General features: G+C 70.5%; 15 protein-coding genes. 8 read left to right on the top strand and 7 right to left on the bottom strand.

The window, feature by feature from the left end:
• Positions 1-203 precede the first annotated feature (203 nt).
• Complete coding sequence (locus AC069R_RS18685; RefSeq protein WP_478767899.1) at positions 204-1,340, top strand: LacI family DNA-binding transcriptional regulator; 1,137 nt, start codon at positions 204-206, stop codon at positions 1,338-1,340.
• A complete protein-coding gene (locus tag AC069R_RS18690) occupies positions 1,337-2,248 on the top strand; it encodes a carbohydrate kinase family protein (RefSeq protein WP_478767900.1) in 912 nt (303 codons plus the stop codon). The genes AC069R_RS18685 and AC069R_RS18690 overlap by 4 nt, the downstream gene beginning before the upstream one ends.
• Before the next feature lie 117 nt (positions 2,249-2,365).
• Here AC069R_RS18690 and uvrA read toward each other — a convergent pair whose 3' ends face one another.
• Complete coding sequence (gene uvrA / locus AC069R_RS18695) at positions 2,366-5,446, bottom strand: excinuclease ABC subunit UvrA (RefSeq protein ID WP_478767901.1); 3,081 nt, start codon at positions 5,444-5,446, stop codon at positions 2,366-2,368.
• Positions 5,447-5,670: 224 nt separating this feature from the next.
• On the opposite strand from uvrA, the gene AC069R_RS18700 reads away from it, so the two are divergent.
• From AC069R_RS18700 to AC069R_RS18720, 5 genes are all read left to right on the top strand, one after another.
• Complete coding sequence (locus AC069R_RS18700; protein WP_478767902.1) at positions 5,671-6,357, top strand: maleylpyruvate isomerase family mycothiol-dependent enzyme; 687 nt, start codon at positions 5,671-5,673, stop codon at positions 6,355-6,357.
• A gap of 119 nt (positions 6,358-6,476) precedes the next feature.
• Positions 6,477-7,133, top strand: a complete 657-nt coding sequence (locus tag AC069R_RS18705; protein WP_478767903.1) for an MBL fold metallo-hydrolase — start codon at positions 6,477-6,479, stop codon at positions 7,131-7,133.
• 328 nt (positions 7,134-7,461) lie between these two features.
• Entirely contained in the window at positions 7,462-8,346 is an 885-nt protein-coding gene (locus AC069R_RS18710; RefSeq protein WP_478767905.1) for an ABC transporter substrate-binding protein, read from the top strand.
• On the top strand, positions 8,343-9,254 hold the full coding sequence (locus tag AC069R_RS18715) for an amino acid ABC transporter permease (RefSeq protein WP_478767907.1): 912 nt from the start codon (positions 8,343-8,345) through the stop codon (positions 9,252-9,254). The genes AC069R_RS18710 and AC069R_RS18715 overlap by 4 nt, the downstream gene beginning before the upstream one ends.
• On the top strand, positions 9,251-10,003 hold the full coding sequence (locus AC069R_RS18720; RefSeq protein WP_478767908.1) for an amino acid ABC transporter ATP-binding protein: 753 nt from the start codon (positions 9,251-9,253) through the stop codon (positions 10,001-10,003). The genes AC069R_RS18715 and AC069R_RS18720 overlap by 4 nt, the downstream gene beginning before the upstream one ends.
• Positions 10,004-10,033: 30 nt before the next feature.
• Here the strand turns inward: AC069R_RS18720 and aroQ are convergent, their stop codons facing one another.
• Entirely contained in the window at positions 10,034-10,507 is a 474-nt protein-coding gene (aroQ, locus tag AC069R_RS18725; protein WP_478767909.1) for a type II 3-dehydroquinate dehydratase, read from the bottom strand.
• A gap of 175 nt (positions 10,508-10,682) precedes the next feature.
• On the opposite strand from aroQ, the gene AC069R_RS18730 reads away from it, so the two are divergent.
• On the top strand, positions 10,683-11,999 hold the full coding sequence (locus AC069R_RS18730) for an MFS transporter (RefSeq protein ID WP_478767910.1): 1,317 nt from the start codon (positions 10,683-10,685) through the stop codon (positions 11,997-11,999).
• Here AC069R_RS18730 and AC069R_RS18735 read toward each other — a convergent pair.
• The 5 genes from AC069R_RS18735 to uvrB form a co-directional block, all read right to left on the bottom strand.
• Positions 11,989-13,089, bottom strand: a complete 1,101-nt coding sequence (locus AC069R_RS18735; protein WP_478767912.1) for a calcium:cation antiporter — start codon at positions 13,087-13,089, stop codon at positions 11,989-11,991. The two genes, AC069R_RS18730 and AC069R_RS18735, sit on opposite strands and share 11 nt — an antisense overlap.
• Before the next feature lie 201 nt (positions 13,090-13,290).
• Entirely contained in the window at positions 13,291-14,295 is a 1,005-nt protein-coding gene (locus AC069R_RS18740) for a TerC family protein (protein ID WP_478767913.1), read from the bottom strand.
• Between the two features lie 225 nt (positions 14,296-14,520).
• A complete protein-coding gene (locus AC069R_RS18745; protein ID WP_478767915.1) occupies positions 14,521-16,392 on the bottom strand; it encodes a TerD family protein in 1,872 nt (623 codons plus the stop codon).
• Between the two features lie 53 nt (positions 16,393-16,445).
• Positions 16,446-17,024 (bottom strand): TerD family protein, encoded by a 579-nt coding sequence (locus tag AC069R_RS18750; RefSeq protein WP_478767916.1) that lies wholly within the window; start codon positions 17,022-17,024, stop codon positions 16,446-16,448.
• 170 nt (positions 17,025-17,194) lie between these two features.
• Entirely contained in the window at positions 17,195-19,342 is a 2,148-nt protein-coding gene (gene uvrB, locus AC069R_RS18755) for an excinuclease ABC subunit UvrB (RefSeq protein WP_478767918.1), read from the bottom strand.
• Between the last annotated feature and the right edge of the window lie 35 nt (positions 19,343-19,377).

Raw genomic sequence — 19,377 nt, forward strand, 5'->3', positions numbered from 1 at the left:
CCGGACGAACTCCCACTCGGCATCCGACAGTTCATGGCGACGTATCACGACACCATGATCTACCAGCAATGATCATTTGAAGACACCGCCTAGGGCGAGAGCGGGCGCGTAAACGCTTGCGCAAGCGTTTACGCGGGGGCGGCCGGTGGGGTACCTTCCCGGCCGGAGGGCGCCCGTCCGGCGGGCGGCGAGGAGGGGGAACGATGGCCACCATGGCGGACGTCGCGCGGAGCGCCGGAGTCTCCGTGGCGACCGTCTCCCACGTCCTCAACGGCACGCGCCCGGTGTCGCCCGGTACCCGCCGGGCCGTCCTGGACGCCGTGGACGCGCTCGGCTACACGCCCAATACCCTGGCCCGCTCGTTGGTGACCGCGCGCACCCGTTCCATCGGGCTCGCGGTGTCGGCGGTCAGCAATCCGTACTTCACCGAGATCCTCCAGGGTGTCGAGACCGCGGCCCTGGAGTCCGGCTACGGGCTGCTCCTGGCCGATCCGCACGACGACCCCCTTCACGAGCGCAAGGTCGCGCAGCTTCTCCATGAGCGCCGGGTCGACGGCATGATCGTCGCCCCGTCCGCGCGGCCGGGCGAGCTGGTCGACTACCTCGGCCGCCATGCCGTGCCGACCGTGTTCCTGGACCGGCTGATCGACCCGACTGGGCCCGGCAGCGCGCCGGACACCGCGACCGCGGCCGCCCCGCTCTTCGATCAGGTCTGTGCGGAAAGCGCCGCGCCGACGGCCCGCCTCGTCGCCCATCTCGCCGGGCTGGGGCATCGCAGGGTCGGTCTGATCGCCGGGTTGCCGGGGCTCAGCACGACCCGTGAGCGCGTCACGGGTTACCTGGACGGCCTCACCACCGCGGGCCTGGCGCACGACGACCGCCTTGTGGTGTCCGGCAACTCGGAGTCCGCCGGTGCCGAGCGGGCCACCACCGCTCTGCTCGCCCTTCCCGATCCGCCCACCGCGCTCGTCACCGCCAACAACGCGATGACCCTCGGCGCCCTGCGCGCCCTGCGGCGACGCGGTCTATCCGTGCCCGGCGACATCGCCCTGTGCTGTTTCGACGACTTTCCCTGGGCCGACCTCTTCTCGCCCCGGCTCACCGCCGTCGCCCAGCCCAGCCGGGAACTGGGCGCCCGCGCCGTACGGCTGCTCCTGGAACGCCTGGCCGAGCCGGGCCTGCCGTCCCGCACCGTGCGGCTGCCCTGCGCGTTCGTGCACCGCACCTCCTGCGGCTGCCCGGAGGAGCCCGAGCGGCCCGCGGCAGCCGCGCCGGCCGCGTCGTCCGTCCTGTCCGAGATCCCGCCCGAGCCTCCGTCCGAGAAGGGAACCGCCTCGTGATCGTCGTCGCCGGTGAGGCACTGATCGACCTGGTACCGCAGGGCCCCGGTGCCCTCGCGGCCCTGAAACCGGCGCCCGGAGGCGGCCCGTACAACACCGCCCTGGCCCTCGGCCGGCTCGGCTCCCCCACCGCCTTCTGCTCCCGTATGTCGTACGACGCCTTCGGCGAGGCGCTGCTCGACGGGCTGCGGCGGGCCGGCGTCGAGGTGTCGGGTGTCCAACGCGGGCCGGAGCCGACGACCCTTGCGGTGGCCACGATCGACGACGGTGGTTCGGCGTCGTACTCCTTCCATGTGGAGGGCACCGCCGACCGTCTCTTCACCGCGCCCGCCGCGCTCCCCGCGGGCACCCGCGCGGTGTCCTTCGGCACCCTGTCGCTCGTCCTGGAACCCGGGGCGAGCGCCTATGAGGAGCTGATGCGCGGGGCGGCCGGGCAGGGGCTGTTCACCGCGCTCGACCCGAACATCCGGGCGGGGCTGATCCCGGACGCGGACGCCTACCGGGCGCGTTTCGCGGGCTGGCTGCCCTCGGTGACGCTGCTGAAGGTGTCCGCGGAGGACGCGGCGTGGCTGGGCGGGACGCCGCGCGAGTGGCTGGCCGAGGGACCGTCGGCCGTGGTGGTGACGCGGGGCGGCGAGGGTCTGACCGTGTACACGCGGGACGGCGGGGAGTGCTCCGTGCCCGGTGAGAAGGTCGATGTCGTGGACACCATCGGCGCCGGTGACACGGTGAACGCGGCGCTGCTGCACGGTCTGTCCGCCCTGGACGCGCTGTCGCGGGAGGCACTGGCCGCCCTCGGGACGGAGGGCTGGGCGCGGCTGCTGCGCTTCGCGGCGCGTGCGGCGGCGGTCACCTGTTCACGGGCGGGGGCGGAGCCGCCGTACGCGGACGAGCTGGGTGATGTGTGAGCCGTCCGCTCGCTGTCTGCTCTTGTCAAGGAGCGGCCGCCGGTTCATGCGGCTGATGGTGGAACGAACGGCGCCCCGCGGGGAGTTCCCGCGGGGCGCCGTACTTTTGACCGGATGTCAGGCTTTGCTCGCCCGCGTCGTCTTCTTCGCGGGCGTCGCCTTCTTCGCGGCCGTCTTCGTCGCAACGGTCTTCGTCGCAGCCGTCTTCTTCGTGGCCGCGGCGGCCTTCTTGGTCGCCGTGTTGTTGGCCTTGGCCGTCACCGTCTTCTTCGCCGCCGTCCCGGCCGCGGCGGTCTTCCTGGTGGCGGCCGTCTTCCTGGTCGCGCGCGGCGCCTTCGAGGTATCCGCGTCACTGACCCGGTCGCCGAGGATCTCGCGCAGGAACTTGCCGGTGTGGCTGGCCGGGACCGCGGCGACCTCCTCGGGTGTGCCCTCGGCGACCACCAGGCCACCGCCGGCGCCGCCCTCGGGGCCCATGTCCACGAGCCAGTCGGCGGTCTTGATCACGTCGAGGTTGTGCTCGATGACGATGACCGTGTTGCCCTTGTCGACCAGGCCGCCCAGCACCTTCAGCAGCTTGCTGATGTCCTCGAAGTGCAGACCGGTGGTCGGCTCGTCCAGGACGTAGACCGTGCGTCCGGTGGAGCGCTTCTGCAACTCGCTGGCGAGCTTGACGCGCTGGGCCTCGCCGCCGGAGAGCGTGGTGGCGGACTGGCCGAGCCGGACGTAGCCGAGGCCGACGTCGTGCAGCGTCTTCAGATGGCGGGAGATCGCCGGGACCGCCTCGAAGAAGTGCATGGCCTCCTCGATCGGCATGTTCAGCACTTCGGCGATGGACTTGCCCTTGTAGTGGACCTCCAGGGTCTCCCGGTTGTACCGGGCGCCGTGGCAGACCTCGCACGGGACGTAGACGTCCGGGAGGAAGTTCATCTCGATCTTGATGGTGCCGTCGCCCGCGCAGTTCTCGCAGCGGCCGCCCTTGACGTTGAAGGAGAAGCGGCCGGGCTGGTAGCCGCGGACCTTGGCCTCGGTGGTCTCGGCGAACAGACGGCGGACGTGGTCGAAGACGCCGGTGTAGGTCGCCGGGTTGGACCGCGGGGTGCGGCCGATCGGCGACTGGTCGACATGGACGACCTTGTCCACCAGGTCGTCGCCGGCCACCCGCGTGTGGCGGCCGGGGACGGTGCGCGCGCCGTTGAGCTCGCGCGCCAGGTGGGTGTACAGGATGTCGTTGACCAGCGTGGACTTGCCGGATCCCGAGACGCCCGTGACGGCCGTGAACACGCCCAGCGGGAAGGACACGTCGATGTCCTGGAGGTTGTTCTCGCGGGCGCCGTGCACGGTGAGCTGGCGGGAGGGGTCTCGGGGGCGCCGGACGTCCGGGAGCGGGATGGCCTTGCGGCCGGAGAGATAGGCACCGGTCTGCGACTCGGTATTGGTGAGCAGTTCCTTCAGGGAGCCGCTGTGCACCACCTTGCCGCCGTGCTCACCGGCGCCGGGGCCGATGTCCACCACCCAGTCGGCGACCTTGATGGTGTCCTCGTCATGCTCCACGACGATGAGGGTGTTGCCCATGTCGCGCAGCCGGACCAGGGTCTCGATCAGCCGGTGGTTGTCGCGCTGGTGCAGACCGATGGAGGGTTCGTCCAGCACGTACAGAACGCCGACCAGGCCGGAGCCGATCTGGGTGGCCAGGCGGATGCGCTGGGCCTCGCCGCCGGAGAGGGTGCCGGCCGCGCGGTTGAGCGAGAGGTAGTCCAGGCCGACGTCGACCAGGAAGCGCAGTCGCTCGTTGACCTCCTTCAGCACGCGTTCGGCGATCTTCTTGTCGCGGGCGCTCAGCTTCAGCTCGCGCAGGAAGTCCGCGCAGTCGCTGATGGACATCGCCGAGACCTCGGCGATCGACTTCCCCATGATGGTGACGGCGAGGACGATCGGCTTGAGGCGGGTGCCCTCGCAGGAGGGGCAGGGCACCTCGCGCATGTAGCCCTCGAAGCGCTCGCGGCTGGCGTCGCTCTCGGCCTCGCTGTGCCGGCGCTTGACGAAGGGCACCGCGCCCTCGAAGGGCGTGGTGTAGACCCGCTCGCGGCCGTACCGATTGCGGTAGCGCACCTCGATCTGCGTCTTGTGGCCATTGAGCAGGGCCTTCTTGGCGCGCTGCGGCAGGCCCGCGAACGGGATGTCCGTACGGAAGCCGAGCGCGTCCGCGAGGGCGCCGATCAGGCGGCCGAAGTAGTCCTTGGTGTGTCCGTGCGACCAGGGGTGGATGGCGCCTTCGTCCAGGGACTTGTCGGGGTCCGGGACGATCAGCTCGGGGTCGACCTCCATGCGGGTGCCGATGCCGGTGCACTCGGGGCACGCGCCGAAGGGCGAGTTGAAGGAGAAGGAGCGCGGCTCCAGCTCCTCGAACGACAGGTCGTCGTACGGGCAGTACAGGTGCTCCGAGTACATGCGCTCGCGCTCCGGGTCGTCCTCGGGGAGGTCGACGAAGTCGAGCACGACCATGCCGCCGGACAGGCCGAGGGCGGTCTCCACGGAGTCGGTGAGGCGGCGCTTGGCGGAGTCCTTCACCGTGAGGCGGTCGACGACCACCTCGATGGTGTGCTTCTCCTGCTTCTTCAGGGTCGGCGGTTCGGACAGCTGGATGGTCTTGCCGTCCACGCGCGCGCGGGAGTAGCCCTTGGTCTGGAGGTCGGAGAAGAGGTCGACGAACTCTCCCTTGCGCTCGCGCACCAGCGGCGAGAGCACCTGGAAGCGGCTCCCCTCCGGCAGCTCCAGGACCTTGTCCACGATGGCCTGCGGCGACTGGCGCGAGATCGGGCGGCCGCACTCGGGGCAGTGCGGCTTGCCGATGCGCGCGAACAGCAGCCGCAGGTAGTCGTAGACCTCGGTGATGGTGCCGACGGTCGAGCGGGGGTTGCGCGAGGTCGACTTCTGGTCGATGGAGACCGCCGGGGACAGGCCCTCGATGAAGTCGACGTCCGGCTTGTCCATCTGTCCGAGGAACTGCCGTGCGTACGAGGAAAGCGACTCCACGTAGCGCCGCTGGCCCTCGGCGAAGATCGTGTCGAAGGCCAGGGAGGACTTGCCCGACCCGGACAGGCCCGTGAAGACGATGAGCGAGTCACGAGGCAGGTCGAGCGAGACATTCTTCAAGTTGTGCTCGCGCGCGCCACGGACGATGAGACGGTCGGCCACGCCGGTCCGCACCTTTCTTGGGAGAAGTGACAGGGGCGAAGCCCCCGTGCTTCTTCACACTAGGGGGAGCCACTGACAACGCCGGTCGGATTGCCCGGTTGCATAACAATCCCCGGCCTTCCAGCATGCCCGACGCCACCTTCGACCATATAGCACGCGCATTCGAATAACGGGCAAGCTTCACCAGCTTCACCCGAACGAGTGGCACGGCTAGGGTCGGGCCCATGATTGATCACGCTCATGACCTGGCATGTGTACGTGACGCGACCGAGCGGCTGCTCAACGCGGTCGCCCAACTGGACAACGCCTCACTCGCCGAGCCGTCACGGCTTCCCGGCTGGAGCCGCGGCCATGTCCTCGCCCACCTGGCCCGCAACGCGGACGCGCTCGTGAACGTCCTCGAGGGCCGCCCCATGTACGCGAGCGCCGAGGCGCGGGACGCGGACATCGACAGCGGCGCCGCGCGCCCCCTGGAGACCCAGCTCGCCGACCTGCGAGAGACGGCGGACCGGTTCCGGGCGGCGGGGGACGCGCCCGCGGACTGGACGCGCACGGTGGAGCTGCGCAACGGGGTCACCGACGACGCGGCGCGGGTGCCGTTCCGCCGGTGGGGCGAGGTGGAGCTGCACCATGTGGACCTCGGGATCGGGTACGAGCTGGAGGACCTGCCCGCCGAGTTCCTGGAGCGCGAGACCGACTTCCTGGCCCGGCGCTTCTCCGGCAATCCCGACGTCCCCGCGACCCGTGTCACGGACGGCACGCACGCGTGGACCACGGGCAGGCACGCGGACGAGCCCGAGATCACCGTCTCGGGCACCCCGGCCGACGTGGTCGGCTGGCTCGCCGGCCGCCGCGACGGTTCCGCCCTGACGACGGACGGCGGTGACCTGCCGAAGCTCCCGCCGCTGTAGGTTTCGAACGCGCGGCACGGCAGAGCGGTCGCGGGCGCCGAGACGGAAGTGGCGGGCGGGACAGCGCTCGATCGTCAGTGAGGCGTCGCTCCCCGCCGGTACGGCATAGGCTGATCGTCATGACGTACACGGGCGAGGTCAGGGTCGGCGGGCCGGCGGATGTGCACGAGCTCAAGGACCTGATGATCACGAAGATCGCGGTCGGGCCGATGGACAACAACGCTTATCTGCTGCGCTGCCGGGCCACCGACGAGCAGCTTCTGATCGATGCCGCGAACGAGCCGCGGACGCTCCTGGGAATGATCGGTGACGACGGCATCGCGTCCGTCGTCACCACCCACCAGCACGGCGACCACTGGCAGGCGCTCGCCGAGGTCGTGGCCGCGACGGGCGCGCGCACGTACGCCGGCCGCGAGGACGCGCCCGGCATCCCGGTGCCCACCGACGTGCTCGTGGACGACGGCGACGTCATCCGGGTGGGACAGGTGGAACTCACCGCGCGCCACCTCGTGGGGCACACACCGGGCTCCATCGCGCTGGTCTACGACGACCCGCACGGCCATCCGCACGTCTTCACCGGCGACTGCCTCTTCCCGGGCGGTGTCGGCAACACGCGCAAGGATCCGGAGGCGTTCGCCAGTCTGATCCACGACGTGGAGACGAAGATCTTCGACGTGCTGCCGGACGAGACCTGGGTCTATCCGGGACACGGCGACGACACCACGCTCGGCGCCGAGCGCCCGCATCTGCCGGAGTGGCACGCGCGCGGGTGGTGAACCCCGGCCGCTCGTAAGAGGCGTGCCGTACGCCAGGCATGGATGCCGTCCCGCACCCCGTGTGAACGTTTCGCACGCGCCAGGCACACGCGCACGCTCCCCCGGACCCGTGGCGCGGGGTCAACTGGTGGCAGCCCCGCTCGGGTTGACGGCTCCCGAGCGGCGGGGGCCGCCGGTCTGCCCACCCCACCCTGGCCCGGCGGCCCGGCCAGGGCCCGTGCGCGGCCGTCCGGGCCCGCGTTCACACGGCCGCAACACCCGCTTCCACTATGCGGACAAAAATGGTCGTGACCTCGACAAAGGCCGAGTTCACTGCCACTCTCCCGCCATGCACCTCGCCCCTCGCACAGTGCGCCGCGCGGCAGCGGCCGCCACCCTCGCCCTGCTCGCCACCGCCGCCGGCTGCGCCCCGCAGCCCGAGGCGAAGTCACCGGCCACCGGCGCCGGTTCGGCCGGCACGAGCTGCGCCAAGGGCAAGCTGGCCACCAAGACGTCCGGAAAGCTGACCATCGCGACGGACGAACCCGCGTACGAGCCCTGGTTCCAGGACGACAAGCCCGCCAATGGCAAGGGCTTCGAGTCCGCGGTCGCCTACGCGGTGGCCCGGCAGCTCGGGTACGGCAAGGACGCGGTGGTCTGGCAGAGCGTGCCCTTCAACAAGGCGTTCGCGCCCGGTGTGAAGACCTTCGACTTCGACATCAACCAGGTTTCGATCAGCGCCGAACGCAAAAAGGCCGTCGACTTCTCCTCCGGCTACTACGACGTGCGCCAGGCCGTCATCGCGCTCAAGGGCGGCAAGGCCGCGAAGGCGACGAGCATCGCGGACCTGCGCGACCTCAAACTGGGCGCCCAGGTGGGCACCACCAGCCTCGACTACATCACCGACGTGGTGAAGCCGAAGCAGGAGCCCGCCGTCTACGCCAAGAACGACCAGGCCAAGTCCGCCCTGAAGAACGGACAGGTCGACGCCGTCGTCACCGATCTGCCGACCGCGTTCTACATCACCTCGGCCGAGGTGACGGACGCCAGGATCGTCGGTCAGTTCGAGAACCAGGGCGGCAAGCCCGAGCAGTTCGGCCTGGTGCTCGACAAGGGGAGCGCGCTGACCCCGTGCGTGAGCGGCGCCGTGGACGCCCTGCGCAAGAACGGCACGCTGGCGCGGCTCGACCAGCAGTGGCTGTCCGACGCCGTCGGCGCCCCGGTGCTCAAGTGACCGTCACCAAGGGCGAGTCCGCGTGGGAGGGAGCCGACGACGAGGACGGCATGCCCGGCGACGACTACGTGCCCTCCGAGCGGCGGCTGGAGCGCGAGCGCCACAAGCGGGCACGGGCCCGCCGCGCGACGGCCGTCGCGGCGCTGTCCACCCTGGTCACCGCCGCCGTGCTCTACCTGGTCGTGGTCGACGCGCCCGGCTGGCCGCGCACCAAGGAGACGTTCTTCAGCGCCCAGTACGCGCGTGAGGCGCTGCCCAAGGTCCTCGAAGGGCTGTGGCTGAACGTCCGCCTGCTGGTGATCTGCGGCATCGCCGTCCTGGTCCTCGGCATGCTGATCGCGATCGCGCGGACCCTGCGCGGCCCGGTGTTCTTCCCCCTGCGCGTGCTGGCGGCGGCCTACACCGACTTCTTCCGCGGACTGCCGCTGATCATCAATCTGATGATCGTGGTCCTGGGCGTGCCCGCGCTGCGGCTCCAGGGCGTCACGGTCGATCCGGTACTGCTCGGCGGTACGGCGCTGACGCTGACGTACTCGGCGTACGTCGCCGAGGTGTTCCGGGCCGGCATCGAGTCGATCCACCCCTCCCAGCGCGCGGCAGCCCGCTCCCTCGGCCTGACCAACCGCCAGGCCCTGCGCTACGTGGTACTCCCCCAGGCCGTGCGCCGGCAGGTGCCGCCGCTGCTCAACGACCTGGTGTCGCTCCAGAAGGACACCGGCCTGGTGTCGATCGGCGGCGCGGTGGACGCCGTACGGGCGGCCGACATCATCGTGGGCCGCAGCCTGAACTACACGCCGTACATCGTGGCGGGCCTCGTGTTCGTGGCGCTGACCATTCCGATGACCCGCTTCACGGACTGGTTGACGGCCCGGCTGGACCGTCGGCGGGAACAGGGGGGATCCCTATGAGCGACGTGCCCGTGCTGCGCATGGAGTCGGTCCGCAAGGCCTTCGGCGGCTCGGTGGTCCTGCGGGACGTCGACCTGGAGGTAGCCCCGCACACGGTGACCGCGCTGATCGGCGCCTCCGGGTCCGGGAAGTCGACGCTGCTGCGGTGCGCCAACCTCCTGGAGGAGATCGACGACGGCGCGATCTGGCTGGACGGCGAGGAGATCACCGATCCGCGGACCGACCAGGACGCGGTGCGGCGCCGGATCGGGGTGGTCTTCCAGGCGTACAACCTCTTCCCGCACATGACCGTGCTGGACAACATCACGCTCGCCCCGCGCCGGGTGCACGGCGTCGGTCGTGCCGAGGCCGAGGAGCGGGCCAGGGGGCTGCTGGAGCGCCTCGGGCTGGCCGGCAAGGCGAACGCCTACCCGGACCGGCTCAGCGGCGGCCAGCAGCAGCGCGTGGCGATCGTACGGGCCCTCGCCGTGCGGCCCCGGCTGTTGCTGCTGGACGAGATCACGGCCGCGCTCGACCCCGAACTGGTCGGCGAGGTGCTGGAGGTGGTCCGGGGGCTGAAGGACGAGGGGATGACCATGGTGCTGGCCACCCATGAGATGGGCTTCGCGCGGGACGTCGCCGACCAGGTGTGCTTCCTGGACGGCGGGGTCGTCCTCGAACGCGGCACCGCGGAGCAGGTGTTCGGGGATCCGCGGCAGGAACGCACCCGGCGCTTCCTGCGGCGGATCGTCGACGCGGGCCGCCTGTAGGACCGCCTCAGGGCCTCCGAGGGCGCGGGGCTACGCGTCGGCCCGCGTCGCGCCCAGGAGAGCCACGACGCGCTCGACACCGAACGCGTAGCCCTGCACACCGCAGCCCGCGATCACGCCGTCGGCGCGCAGGGAGACGTACGAGTGGTGCCGGAACGTCTCACGGCGGTGGATGTTCGAGATGTGCACCTCGATGACGGGCATGCCGTCGCAGGCGTTGAGCGCGTCCAGGATCGCCACCGAAGTGTGGGAGTAGGCGCCGGGGTTGATGACGATCCCGCAGTGGTCGAGGCGTGCCTCGTGGATCCAGTCCACCAGTTCGCCCTCGTGGTTGGACTGCCGGAAGTCGATCGTGCCCCCGTGCGCGGCCGCCGTCTTGGCGCACAGGGCCTCGACGTCGGCAAGCGTCTCCTTGCCGTAGATCTCCGGCTGGCGCTGGCCCAGCAGGTTCAGGTTGGGCCCGTTGAGGATCATGATCGGGGCGTTGGCCAGGGTGCGGGGCACGGTTCCTCCGGTCGTTCCGGGCGGTGCGTCCGCGACCGCCGCTCGTCCCCGGTCTATCACGGCTCCGGCGTGCGCTCCGGCTCCGTGCCCCACTCGCCCCGGGCGCGCGCTTCGGCCACTCGGTCACCCCTGTACGCCCCCGTAACCCGAGATCACAGTGGGTAGTTGAAACACCATGCACGACGTACGCCCTGTGACCAGGGTTTCTCTGCCGCGCCTGGCCGCCGCCTCCCTCGCGGGCACCGCGGTCGAGTTCTACGACTTCTACGCCTACGGGACCGCGGCGGCACTGGTCCTCGGGCCGCTGTTCTTCCCCTCGTTCTCGCCGGCCACCGGGACGCTCGCGGCGTTCGCGACCTTCGGTGTGGGTTTCGTGGCCAGGCCGCTGGGTTCGGTGCTGTTCGGGCACCTCGGGGACCGGCGCGGACGCCGCCCGGTGCTCATCGCCTCGCTGCTGCTCACCAGCACCTCGACGATCGCGGTGGGCTGTGTGCCCTCGTACGCCTCGATCGGCATGGCCGCGCCCGTGCTGCTCCTGATGCTGCGGTTCCTGCAAGGGCTCGGGCTCGGCGGCGAGTGGGGCGGGGCCGTCCTGCTCACCGTCGAGCACGCGCCCGCCGGACGGCGCGCCCTGTGGTCCAGCATTCCGCAGCTGGGGCCCGCGATCGGCTTCGTGCTCGCCAACGGGGTGATGCTGGCGCTGTCCGCCGGGCTCTCCGACGCGCAATTCGCGCAGTGGGGCTGGCGGGTGCCGTTCTGGTCGGCCGCAGTACCCGCGCTGGCCGGGCTGTGGCTGCGTTCGTCGCTCGCCGAGAGCCCCCGGTTCCTGGAGATCGACGACCACCCGCGCGTGCCCCTCGTGGAGGTCGTACGGCATCACAGACGGCCGGTGCTGCTGACCGCGGGGGCGCTGTCCGCCGGGTACGCGGTGTTCTACGCGGTGACGACCTGGTCGCTGTCGTACGCGACGGAACGGCTGGAGGTGAGCCGGAGCGTCATGCTGACCTGCGTCATGGCGGCGGTGCTCGTGCAGGCCCCGCTCATCCCCGCCGCGGCGATGCTGGGCGACCGTTACGGACGCCGGCCGATGTGCGTGACCGGATGCGCGGCCTGCGCGCTGTGGATGCTGCCCATGGTCTCGCTGCTGGCGAGCGGCGAGCCGCTGCTGATGTTCCTCGGGATGCTGGGCGCGCTGCTCGCCTTCGTCACCGTGTTCGCGGTGGTCTCCGCCTATCTGCCGGAGCTGTTCGACGCGCGGGTGCGCTGTACGGGCGCCGCGGTGGGCTACAACCTCGGCGGGGTGCTCGGCGGCGCGCTCACCCCGATCGTGGCCACGGCGCTCGCGCAGGGCGGCGGACGCGTCCCCTGGGGCGTGGGCGGTTATCTGACCGGCATGGCGCTGCTCAGCCTGGGGTGCTTCGCGCTGCTGCCGGAGACGAACCCGGCGCCCGTACCGGCGGTGGAGACGGTGGCCGGCCCGGTCAGGGGTTGATCGCCAGCTCCAGGTAGGCCGCGAACAGCACCAGATGGACACCGCCCTGCAAAGGGGTGGCCCGGCCCGGCACCACGGTCAGGGAGGCGACCACCACCGTCAGCGCGAGCAGCAGCATATGGACGGGGTCGAGGCCGAGGACGAGCGGTCCGGGCAGCCAGATGGAGGCCAGCGCCACGGCCGGGATGGTCAGTCCGATGCTGGCCATCGCGGAGCCGAGCGCGAGGTTGAGGCTGGTCTGCACACGGTCCCGGCGCGCGGCGCGCAACGCGGCGATGGTCTCCGGGAGCAGCACGAGCAGGGCGATGATCACACCGACGACGGCCTGGCGCAGGCCCGCCGCCGCCACGCCCGTCTCGATGGCGGGCGACACGCCCTTGGCTAGGCCGACCACGCCGATCAGTGCCAGGGCGAGCATGGCGAGGCTGATCAGGGCGGTGCGCCTGGACGGGGGGCTGGCATGGTCCTCGCTGCTGATGACCTCGCCCTGCCGGGTGATGGGCAGGAAGTAGTCCCGGTGCCGCACCGTCTGGGTGGTCACGAACAGGCCGTAGAGGATCAGCGAGGACAGCGCGGCGAAGCTCAGCTGGAGCGTGGAGAACTCCGGCCCCGGCTTGCTGGTGGTGAAGGTCGGCAGCACCAGGCTCAGCGTGGCCAGGGTCGCGACCGTCGCGAGCGCGGCGCCGGAGCCCTCGGGGTTGAAGACCGCGGTGCGGTGCCGGAGCGAGGCGACGAGCAGGCAGATGCCGACGATGCCGTTGCAGGTGATCATCACGGCGGCGAAGACGGTGTCCCTGGCCAGGGTGGAGCTTTTGTCGCCGCCGTCGGCCATCAGCGTGACGATCAGCGCCACCTCGATGACCGTGACGGCGATGGCCAGGACCAGGGAACCGAGGGGTTCGCCGATGCGGTGGGCGATCACTTCGGCGTGGTGCACCGCCGCGAGGACGGAGCCGGCGAGCACCACCGTCACCAGGGCGATGACCGGGCCGGGCATGGTTCGGTGCCAGGTGAGGATCAGCAGGACGACCGCGAGCACCGGCACGGGGATCGTCCATCGCCGGGCGAGCGATCGCAGCCAAGTGATCATGCCGCGATGGTCGCAGAGAGCCACATGGTTCGCATTCTGTCCGTTCCGGATGCTTCCGTCCCTTCTCCGCGGCGCCCGGCACCGGCTCGGGCCGGGGGCCGCGTGTCCGATCATGTCCGGCGAGGGTGCCTCCGCTCGCGGAGGCCCCTTCGTAGGTGGTGGCCCTTACGAGCCGTGCGAGCCAGCCGTGCGGGCCGACCGTCAGATGTCCACGGACTCCTTCTTCTCGGCGCCTTCCGTGTCGGCGCCCACGGCTGCGGCCGCCTGCTTCCTGGAGGCCATGAGGCTGGTGACCGTGGTGATGACCAGGACGCCGCAGATCACGCCGAGCGAGACCGGGATGCTGATCTCGGGTACCGGGACGCCCGACTCGTGCAGGGCGTGCAGCACGAGCTTCACGCCGATGAAGCCGAGGATGACCGACAGGCCGTACGAGAGGTGGACCAGCTTCTTCAGCAGGCCGCCGAGGAGGAAGTACAGCTGGCGCAGGCCCATCAGCGCGAAGGCGTTGGCGGTGAAGACGATGTACGGGTCCTGGGTCAGGCCGAAGATGGCGGGGATCGAGTCCAGGGCGAACAGGATGTCGGTGGTGCCGATGGCGAGCATCACGACCAGCATCGGGGTCATGATCCGCTTGCCGTTCTGCCGGATCCACAGCTTGGTGCCGTGGTACCGGTCGGCGACGCCGAACCTGCGCTCCGCGGCCTTCAGCAGCCGGTTCTCCTCGAACTCCTCCTCGCCCTCGTCGTCGGCGCGGGCCTCCTGGACGAGCTTCCAGGCGGTCCATATGAGGAAGGCGCCGAAGAGGTAGAACACCCAGGAGAAGCTGGTGACGATCGCGGCTCCGGCGGCGATGAACACCGCTCGCAGCACCAGGGCTATCAGGACGCCGATGAGCAGGACGCGCCGTTGATAGAGGGCGGGAACCGCGAACTTCGTCATGATCAGCACGAAGATGAAGAGGTTGTCGACGCTCAGCGACTTCTCGGTGATGTAGCCCGCGAAGAACTCTCCGGCCGGCTGTCCGCCGCCGAAGACGAGGAGGCCGAGGCCGAAGAGACCGGCCAGGACGATCCAGACGACGGTCCAGATGCCCGCTTCCTTGATCGATACCTCGTGGGGCTTGCGCCCGATGAGGAAGTCGAAGCCGATCAGGGCGGCAAGGCCCACGATGGTCAGGACCCACAGGGTCATCGAAACTTCCACGGCAACCTCCGGCATTTCGAGATGGCAAGCACAGATGCGTTGTCACTGCCGGAGGTCTCTTCCACCCGCACGGGGGCCGACGCCCCGGGACCGGAACCGGTCCGTACTGACGGGTGCGCCGCAGTCAGGGAGTACTCCCCTCCGCACGGAAAACAGTACCCCAACGACCAAGCGTTGGTAAAGAGAAAAGCAAAGAAAAGATCAAAACCCCAAGTCAGATCATCTTTACCTGCACTTGGTCCTAGCGGCGGTGACCTCGCCGAGCACCTGCTCCACGATCCGGCTGCCGGCCGGCGCGAGCGCGGGCTCGTAGGTCCAGGCATGACCCACCCAGGGGTCGGCGAAGTGATCGTCGGGGACGGGCGTGAGGCGCATCAGCGAGCGCCACAGCGGGTCCAGCAGGGGACCGTAGGCGGCGGCATCAGCACGGTCCGCCACCAGCAGAAGGTGCACGCCGACGGCCGGGCCCTCGTCCGCCAGGTAGCGCAGCCGCGTGACGGCCCGGTCGTCGAAGCCGTGCGGGAAGTCGTTGACGATCAGCAGCTGCTGCGCGGTGTCCACATCGTCCGGCAGCGACGCGGCCACGCCGACTCGCATCGCCATCTGCACCAGATCGACCCGCCGGGTGAGCCGCTCCAGCACCTCCGTGACGCCCGCCGCCCCGGTCGCGGGCGGCGCCGCGAGTACTCCGGCGCCGGTCAGCGGCCACAGCGCACGTGCGCCCGCGCCGGCCGGGTCGATGACCCGCACGGCGAACTCCCCCGCCGGATACGCGGCGAGCAGTCGCGCCGCGAGCGTCACCGCCGCCTCCATGGCCGACTGCCGCGGCGCGTCCGAGGCCGTGAAGGAATCTCCGGGCATGTCCGCGGCCCCGCTGTCGATCCACAGACCGTGCTCCAGCGGCAGCCTGACCAGCAGCGGAATGCGCAACGGCAGGCTCTCGGGCATATGCAGATCACCGAGCCGAAGCGCCATCGGCGGCTCGGTGGGCACGCGGTAGCCGTGCCAGACGGGGCTGTCCCAGCGGGCGTAGGCGGGCGGGAGCACCGGTTCCACCACCTCGGATTCCGCGGTCAGCTGGGCGAGGTCGCGGTCGAGGGCGGCGCGCGCCCGATCGGCCAGTTGGTCCCGGCGGGTCCGGGCCGCCTCGCGCGCGGCCGCGTTCCCGTCGCCGAGGCGGGCGCGCGGGTCGGCGAGGGCCTGGTCGAGTTCCTTCTCCAGACGGGTGTCGGCGAAGTCGACGGCGCTGCGGTACGCGGCCGTGGTGCGCGCCAGGTCCTCGAACATGCCCCAGACCTGGTTGTACAGCCGCTCCTGCATCGACCAGCCCACGGCGTCGCCCGCGACCGGCGGGGCGGGCTGTCCTTCGGCAGCCGGGGAGGCCACCGGGCGGGGCGGGGGCGGGGCGGTGTGCCGTGTGCGGCGGGGATGCGCGTAGTCGACCGGCCCGCCGGTGGTGGGTACGTCCTCTGGCGCCGGGGGGTCGTAGGGGCCGCCGCGGCCCGCGTCGTCCGTGCGGTGCGTGTGATGGTCGTACGCGGCCGCGGGGCCGGGAGTCGTCGTTCCGTGTATGACGGTGGCGAGCGTGTCGGGCTCCGGCAGGCCGTGGTCGGCGAGGAGGGCCGGGAGGCCGTCGGCGTATCCCTGGCCCATCGCGCGGATCTTCCACGCGCCCTGTCTGCGGTACAGCTCCAGGGCGATGACGGCTGCCTCGGTGTCCAGGCCGGTGATGGTGTAGCGGGCGATCGCGGTGCCGTCGGGGCCGTGCACCGCGGTGTGCGGGGCGGGGACGGCGCCGAAGCGGTGCGGGCCCGTGGTCCCGGTGGGCAGGGCGAGGAAGACGCCGACCCGGTGGACGGCCTCCGGCACGGCTGACAGGTCCACGGCCAGGCGGTGTTCGGCGGCGGCCCGCTTGGGGACCTCGATGCCGGGGAGTGCGGGGGCGCCAGGGTGGGCGACCCTCTGGGGGCCGTGCACCGTGCCGTTCTCGTCGGCGAGCGTGACCCCGGCCAGGACCGGGGCTCCGGCCTGGATCCGGATCTCCAGCCGGATCCGCGACAGCAGATGGTTCTGCCCCCGCACCAGCTCGGCCGTCATCCCCGTCGCCCCCGTGCCGTGTCGTCGTAAGGCCCCGCCCGCCGGACCCGCGTCTACAGGTGCGGCAGGATCGCCGGCATCAGGTCCTGGAAGGTGCGCCCGTTGGCGGCGGTACCGAGTGCGGTCATCGTCCAGCCCGAGCCCGCCCGGTGCACCTTGGCCATGATCTGGGCGGTGTACTCGCCGCCGCCGGCCAGCGTGTAGCGGGCGAGTTCCTGGCCGTTGGACTCGTCCACCAGACGGCAGAACGCGTTCTCCACCTCCTGGAACGTCTGGCCCGTGAAGGAGTTCACGGTGAAGACGATCTGGTCGATGTGGACAGGGACGCGCTGGAGGTCCACGAGGATCGCCTCGTCGTCACCGCCCTGACCGGCGCCGCCCACCAGGTTGTCGCCGGTGTGGCGCACCGATCCGTCGTCGCTCACCAGGTGCCGGAAGAAGACGACGTCGACCGGCTGCTTCTCGGCGAAAAGCACCGCGGAGGCGTCCAGGTCGATCTCCTTGGTGCGCGAGCCGAACAGGCCCCGGCGCTTGGCCGCCTGCCAGCCCAGCCCCATACGGACCGCGGTGAGGGTGCCCCCGTCGTTCTTCTCCAGGCTGATGGCCTGACCCTTGGTCAAGTTGACGGACACGGCTGAATCCCCTCTCGAAGGTCCCCTGTTGTCGCGCAGCGCGCGGCTGATCAGAACCCTACGCAGGGGCACCGACACCGCCGAACCCCGGCCCGCGCTTTGTGTCGGTGTTGCAACACTCCGCGTGTATGCCGAGGTCCGGCGGCATGTCCCGGACGGTGTGTCCCGGATCAGGCGATGCCCGCCTCCCGCATCTGGCGCAGCTCCTTCTTCATCTCGGAGACCTCGTCGCGCAGCCGGGCCGCGATCTCGAACTGGAGCTCCGCGGCGGCGGCGCGCATGCGCTCGGTCATCTCCTCGATCTGTTCGGCGAGTTCGGCCGCCGGACGGTCCGTGGGCACCGCGGCCGCGGCCTTGCCCTTCGCACCCTTGGCCGCCTTGCCGCCCTTGGCCGCCTTGTCGCTCAGCGCGGGCACGGGGGCCTTGGCTCCCTTGCCGTCCTTCGACTTGCGGTAGCCGCTGCCGAGGAGCTGCTCGGTGTCGACCTCCTCGCGGGCGATCTGCGCGACGATGTCGTTGATCTTCTTGCGCAGCGGCTGCGGGTCGATGCCGTTCGCCTTGTTGTAGGCGATCTGCTTCTCACGGCGGCGGTTGGTCTCGTCGATGGCCCGCTCCATCGCCGGGGTGATCTTGTCGGCGTACATATGGACCTGGCCGGAGACATTGCGCGCCGCGCGGCCGATGGTCTGGATCAGCGAGGTGCCGGAGCGCAGGAAGCCCTCCTTGTCGGCGTCGAGGATCGCCACCAGGGAGACCTCGGGCAGGTCGAGCCCCTCGCGGAGCAGGTTGATGCCTACCAGGACGTCGTACTCACCGGCGCGCAGTTCGCGCAGCAGCTCCACGCGGCGCAGGGTGTCGACGTCGCTGTGCAGGTAGCGCACCTGGATGCCCAGTTCCAGGAAGTAGTCGGTGAGGTCCTCGGCCATCTTCTTGGTGAGCGTGGTGACCAGGACGCGCTCGTCCCTGTCGGTGCGCTTGCGGATCTCGTGCACCAGGTCGTCGATCTGGCCCTCGGTGGGCTTGACGACGACCTCGGGGTCGACCAGGCCGGTCGGGCGGATGATCTGCTCGACGACGCCGTCGGAGCGCGACAGCTCGTAGTTGCCCGGAGTGGCCGACAGGTAGACGGTCTGGCCGATGCGCTCCTGGAACTCCTCCCACTTCAGGGGCCGGTTGTCCAGGGCGGAGGGCAGGCGGAAGCCGTGCTCCACGAGGGTGCGCTTACGGGAGGCGTCGCCCTCGTACATCGCGCCGATCTGCGGGACGGTGACGTGCGACTCGTCGATGACGAGCAGGAAGTCGTCCGGGAAGTAGTCGAGCAGGGTGTTGGGCGGGGAGCCGGGCGAGCGGCCGTCGAAGTGCATCGAGTAGTTCTCCACGCCGGAGCAGGTGCCGATCTGGCGGAGCATCTCGATGTCGTAGGTGGTGCGCATCCGCAGCCGCTGGGCCTCCAGGAGCTTGCCCTGCTTCTCCAGCTCGGCCAGGCGCTCGCCCAGCTCCTTCTCGATGTCGTTGACGGCCCGCTCCATGCGTTCGGGGCCGGCGACGTAGTGGGAGGCCGGGAAGACGTACAGCTGCTGGTCCTCGCTGATGATCTCGCCGGTGAGCGGGTGGAGCGTGGACAGCGCCTCGATCTCGTCGCCGAACATCTCGATGCGGACGGCGAGCTCCTCGTAGACCGGGAAGATCTCGATGGTGTCGCCGCGGACGCGGAAGGTGCCGCGGGTGAAGGCCAGGTCGTTGCGCGTGTACTGGATGTCGACGAAGCGGCGCAGCAGCTCGTCCCGGTCGACCTCGTCACCCACTCTGAGGGGGACCATGCGGTCCACGTACTCCTGCGGGGTGCCCAGGCCGTAGATGCAGGACACGGAGGCGACCACGACGACGTCGCGGCGGGTGAGCAGCGAGTTGGTCGCCGAGTGGCGCAGCCGCTCGACCTCCTCGTTGATCGAGGAGTCCTTCTCGATGTAGGTGTCCGACTGGGGGACGTACGCCTCGGGCTGGTAGTAGTCGTAGTACGAGACGAAGTACTCGACCGCGTTGTTCGGGAGGAGCTCGCGGAACTCGTTGGCCAGCTGGGCGGCCAGGGTCTTGTTCGGCGCCATCACGAGGGTGGGGCGCTGGAGCTTCTCGATCATCCACGCAGTGGTGGCGGACTTGCCGGTTCCGGTCGCGCCCAGCAGGACGACGTCCTTCTCGCCGGCCTCGATGCGCTTGGCCAGCTCGGCGATGGCCGTCGGCTGGTCGCCGCTGGGCTGGTAGGAACTGACGACCTCGATGGGCGCCACCGTGCGTTCGATGTGGGAAACGGGCCGCATGTCATCAACCGTACGACCCCCCACTGACAACGGGG

The organism is Streptomyces sp. NPDC043952, from assembly GCF_056435325.1.

Excerpts from the sequence above, each read along its gene's own strand:
- AC069R_RS18685 (WP_478767899.1), top strand. The coding sequence starts at position 204 with ATGGCCACCATGGCGGACGTCGCGCGGAGCGCCGGAGTCTCCGTGGCG.
- AC069R_RS18700 (WP_478767902.1), top strand. The coding sequence starts at position 5,671 with ATGATTGATCACGCTCATGACCTGGCATGTGTACGTGACGCGACCGAG.
- AC069R_RS18705 (WP_478767903.1), top strand. The coding sequence starts at position 6,477 with ATGACGTACACGGGCGAGGTCAGGGTCGGCGGGCCGGCGGATGTGCAC.
- AC069R_RS18710 (WP_478767905.1), top strand. The coding sequence starts at position 7,462 with ATGCACCTCGCCCCTCGCACAGTGCGCCGCGCGGCAGCGGCCGCCACC.
- AC069R_RS18720 (WP_478767908.1), top strand. The coding sequence starts at position 9,251 with ATGAGCGACGTGCCCGTGCTGCGCATGGAGTCGGTCCGCAAGGCCTTC.
- AC069R_RS18730 (WP_478767910.1), top strand. The coding sequence starts at position 10,683 with ATGCACGACGTACGCCCTGTGACCAGGGTTTCTCTGCCGCGCCTGGCC.
- AC069R_RS18735 (WP_478767912.1), bottom strand. The coding sequence starts at position 13,089 with ATGATCACTTGGCTGCGATCGCTCGCCCGGCGATGGACGATCCCCGTG.
- AC069R_RS18745 (WP_478767915.1), bottom strand. The coding sequence starts at position 16,392 with ATGACGGCCGAGCTGGTGCGGGGGCAGAACCATCTGCTGTCGCGGATC.
- uvrB (WP_478767918.1), bottom strand. The coding sequence starts at position 19,342 with ATGCGGCCCGTTTCCCACATCGAACGCACGGTGGCGCCCATCGAGGTC.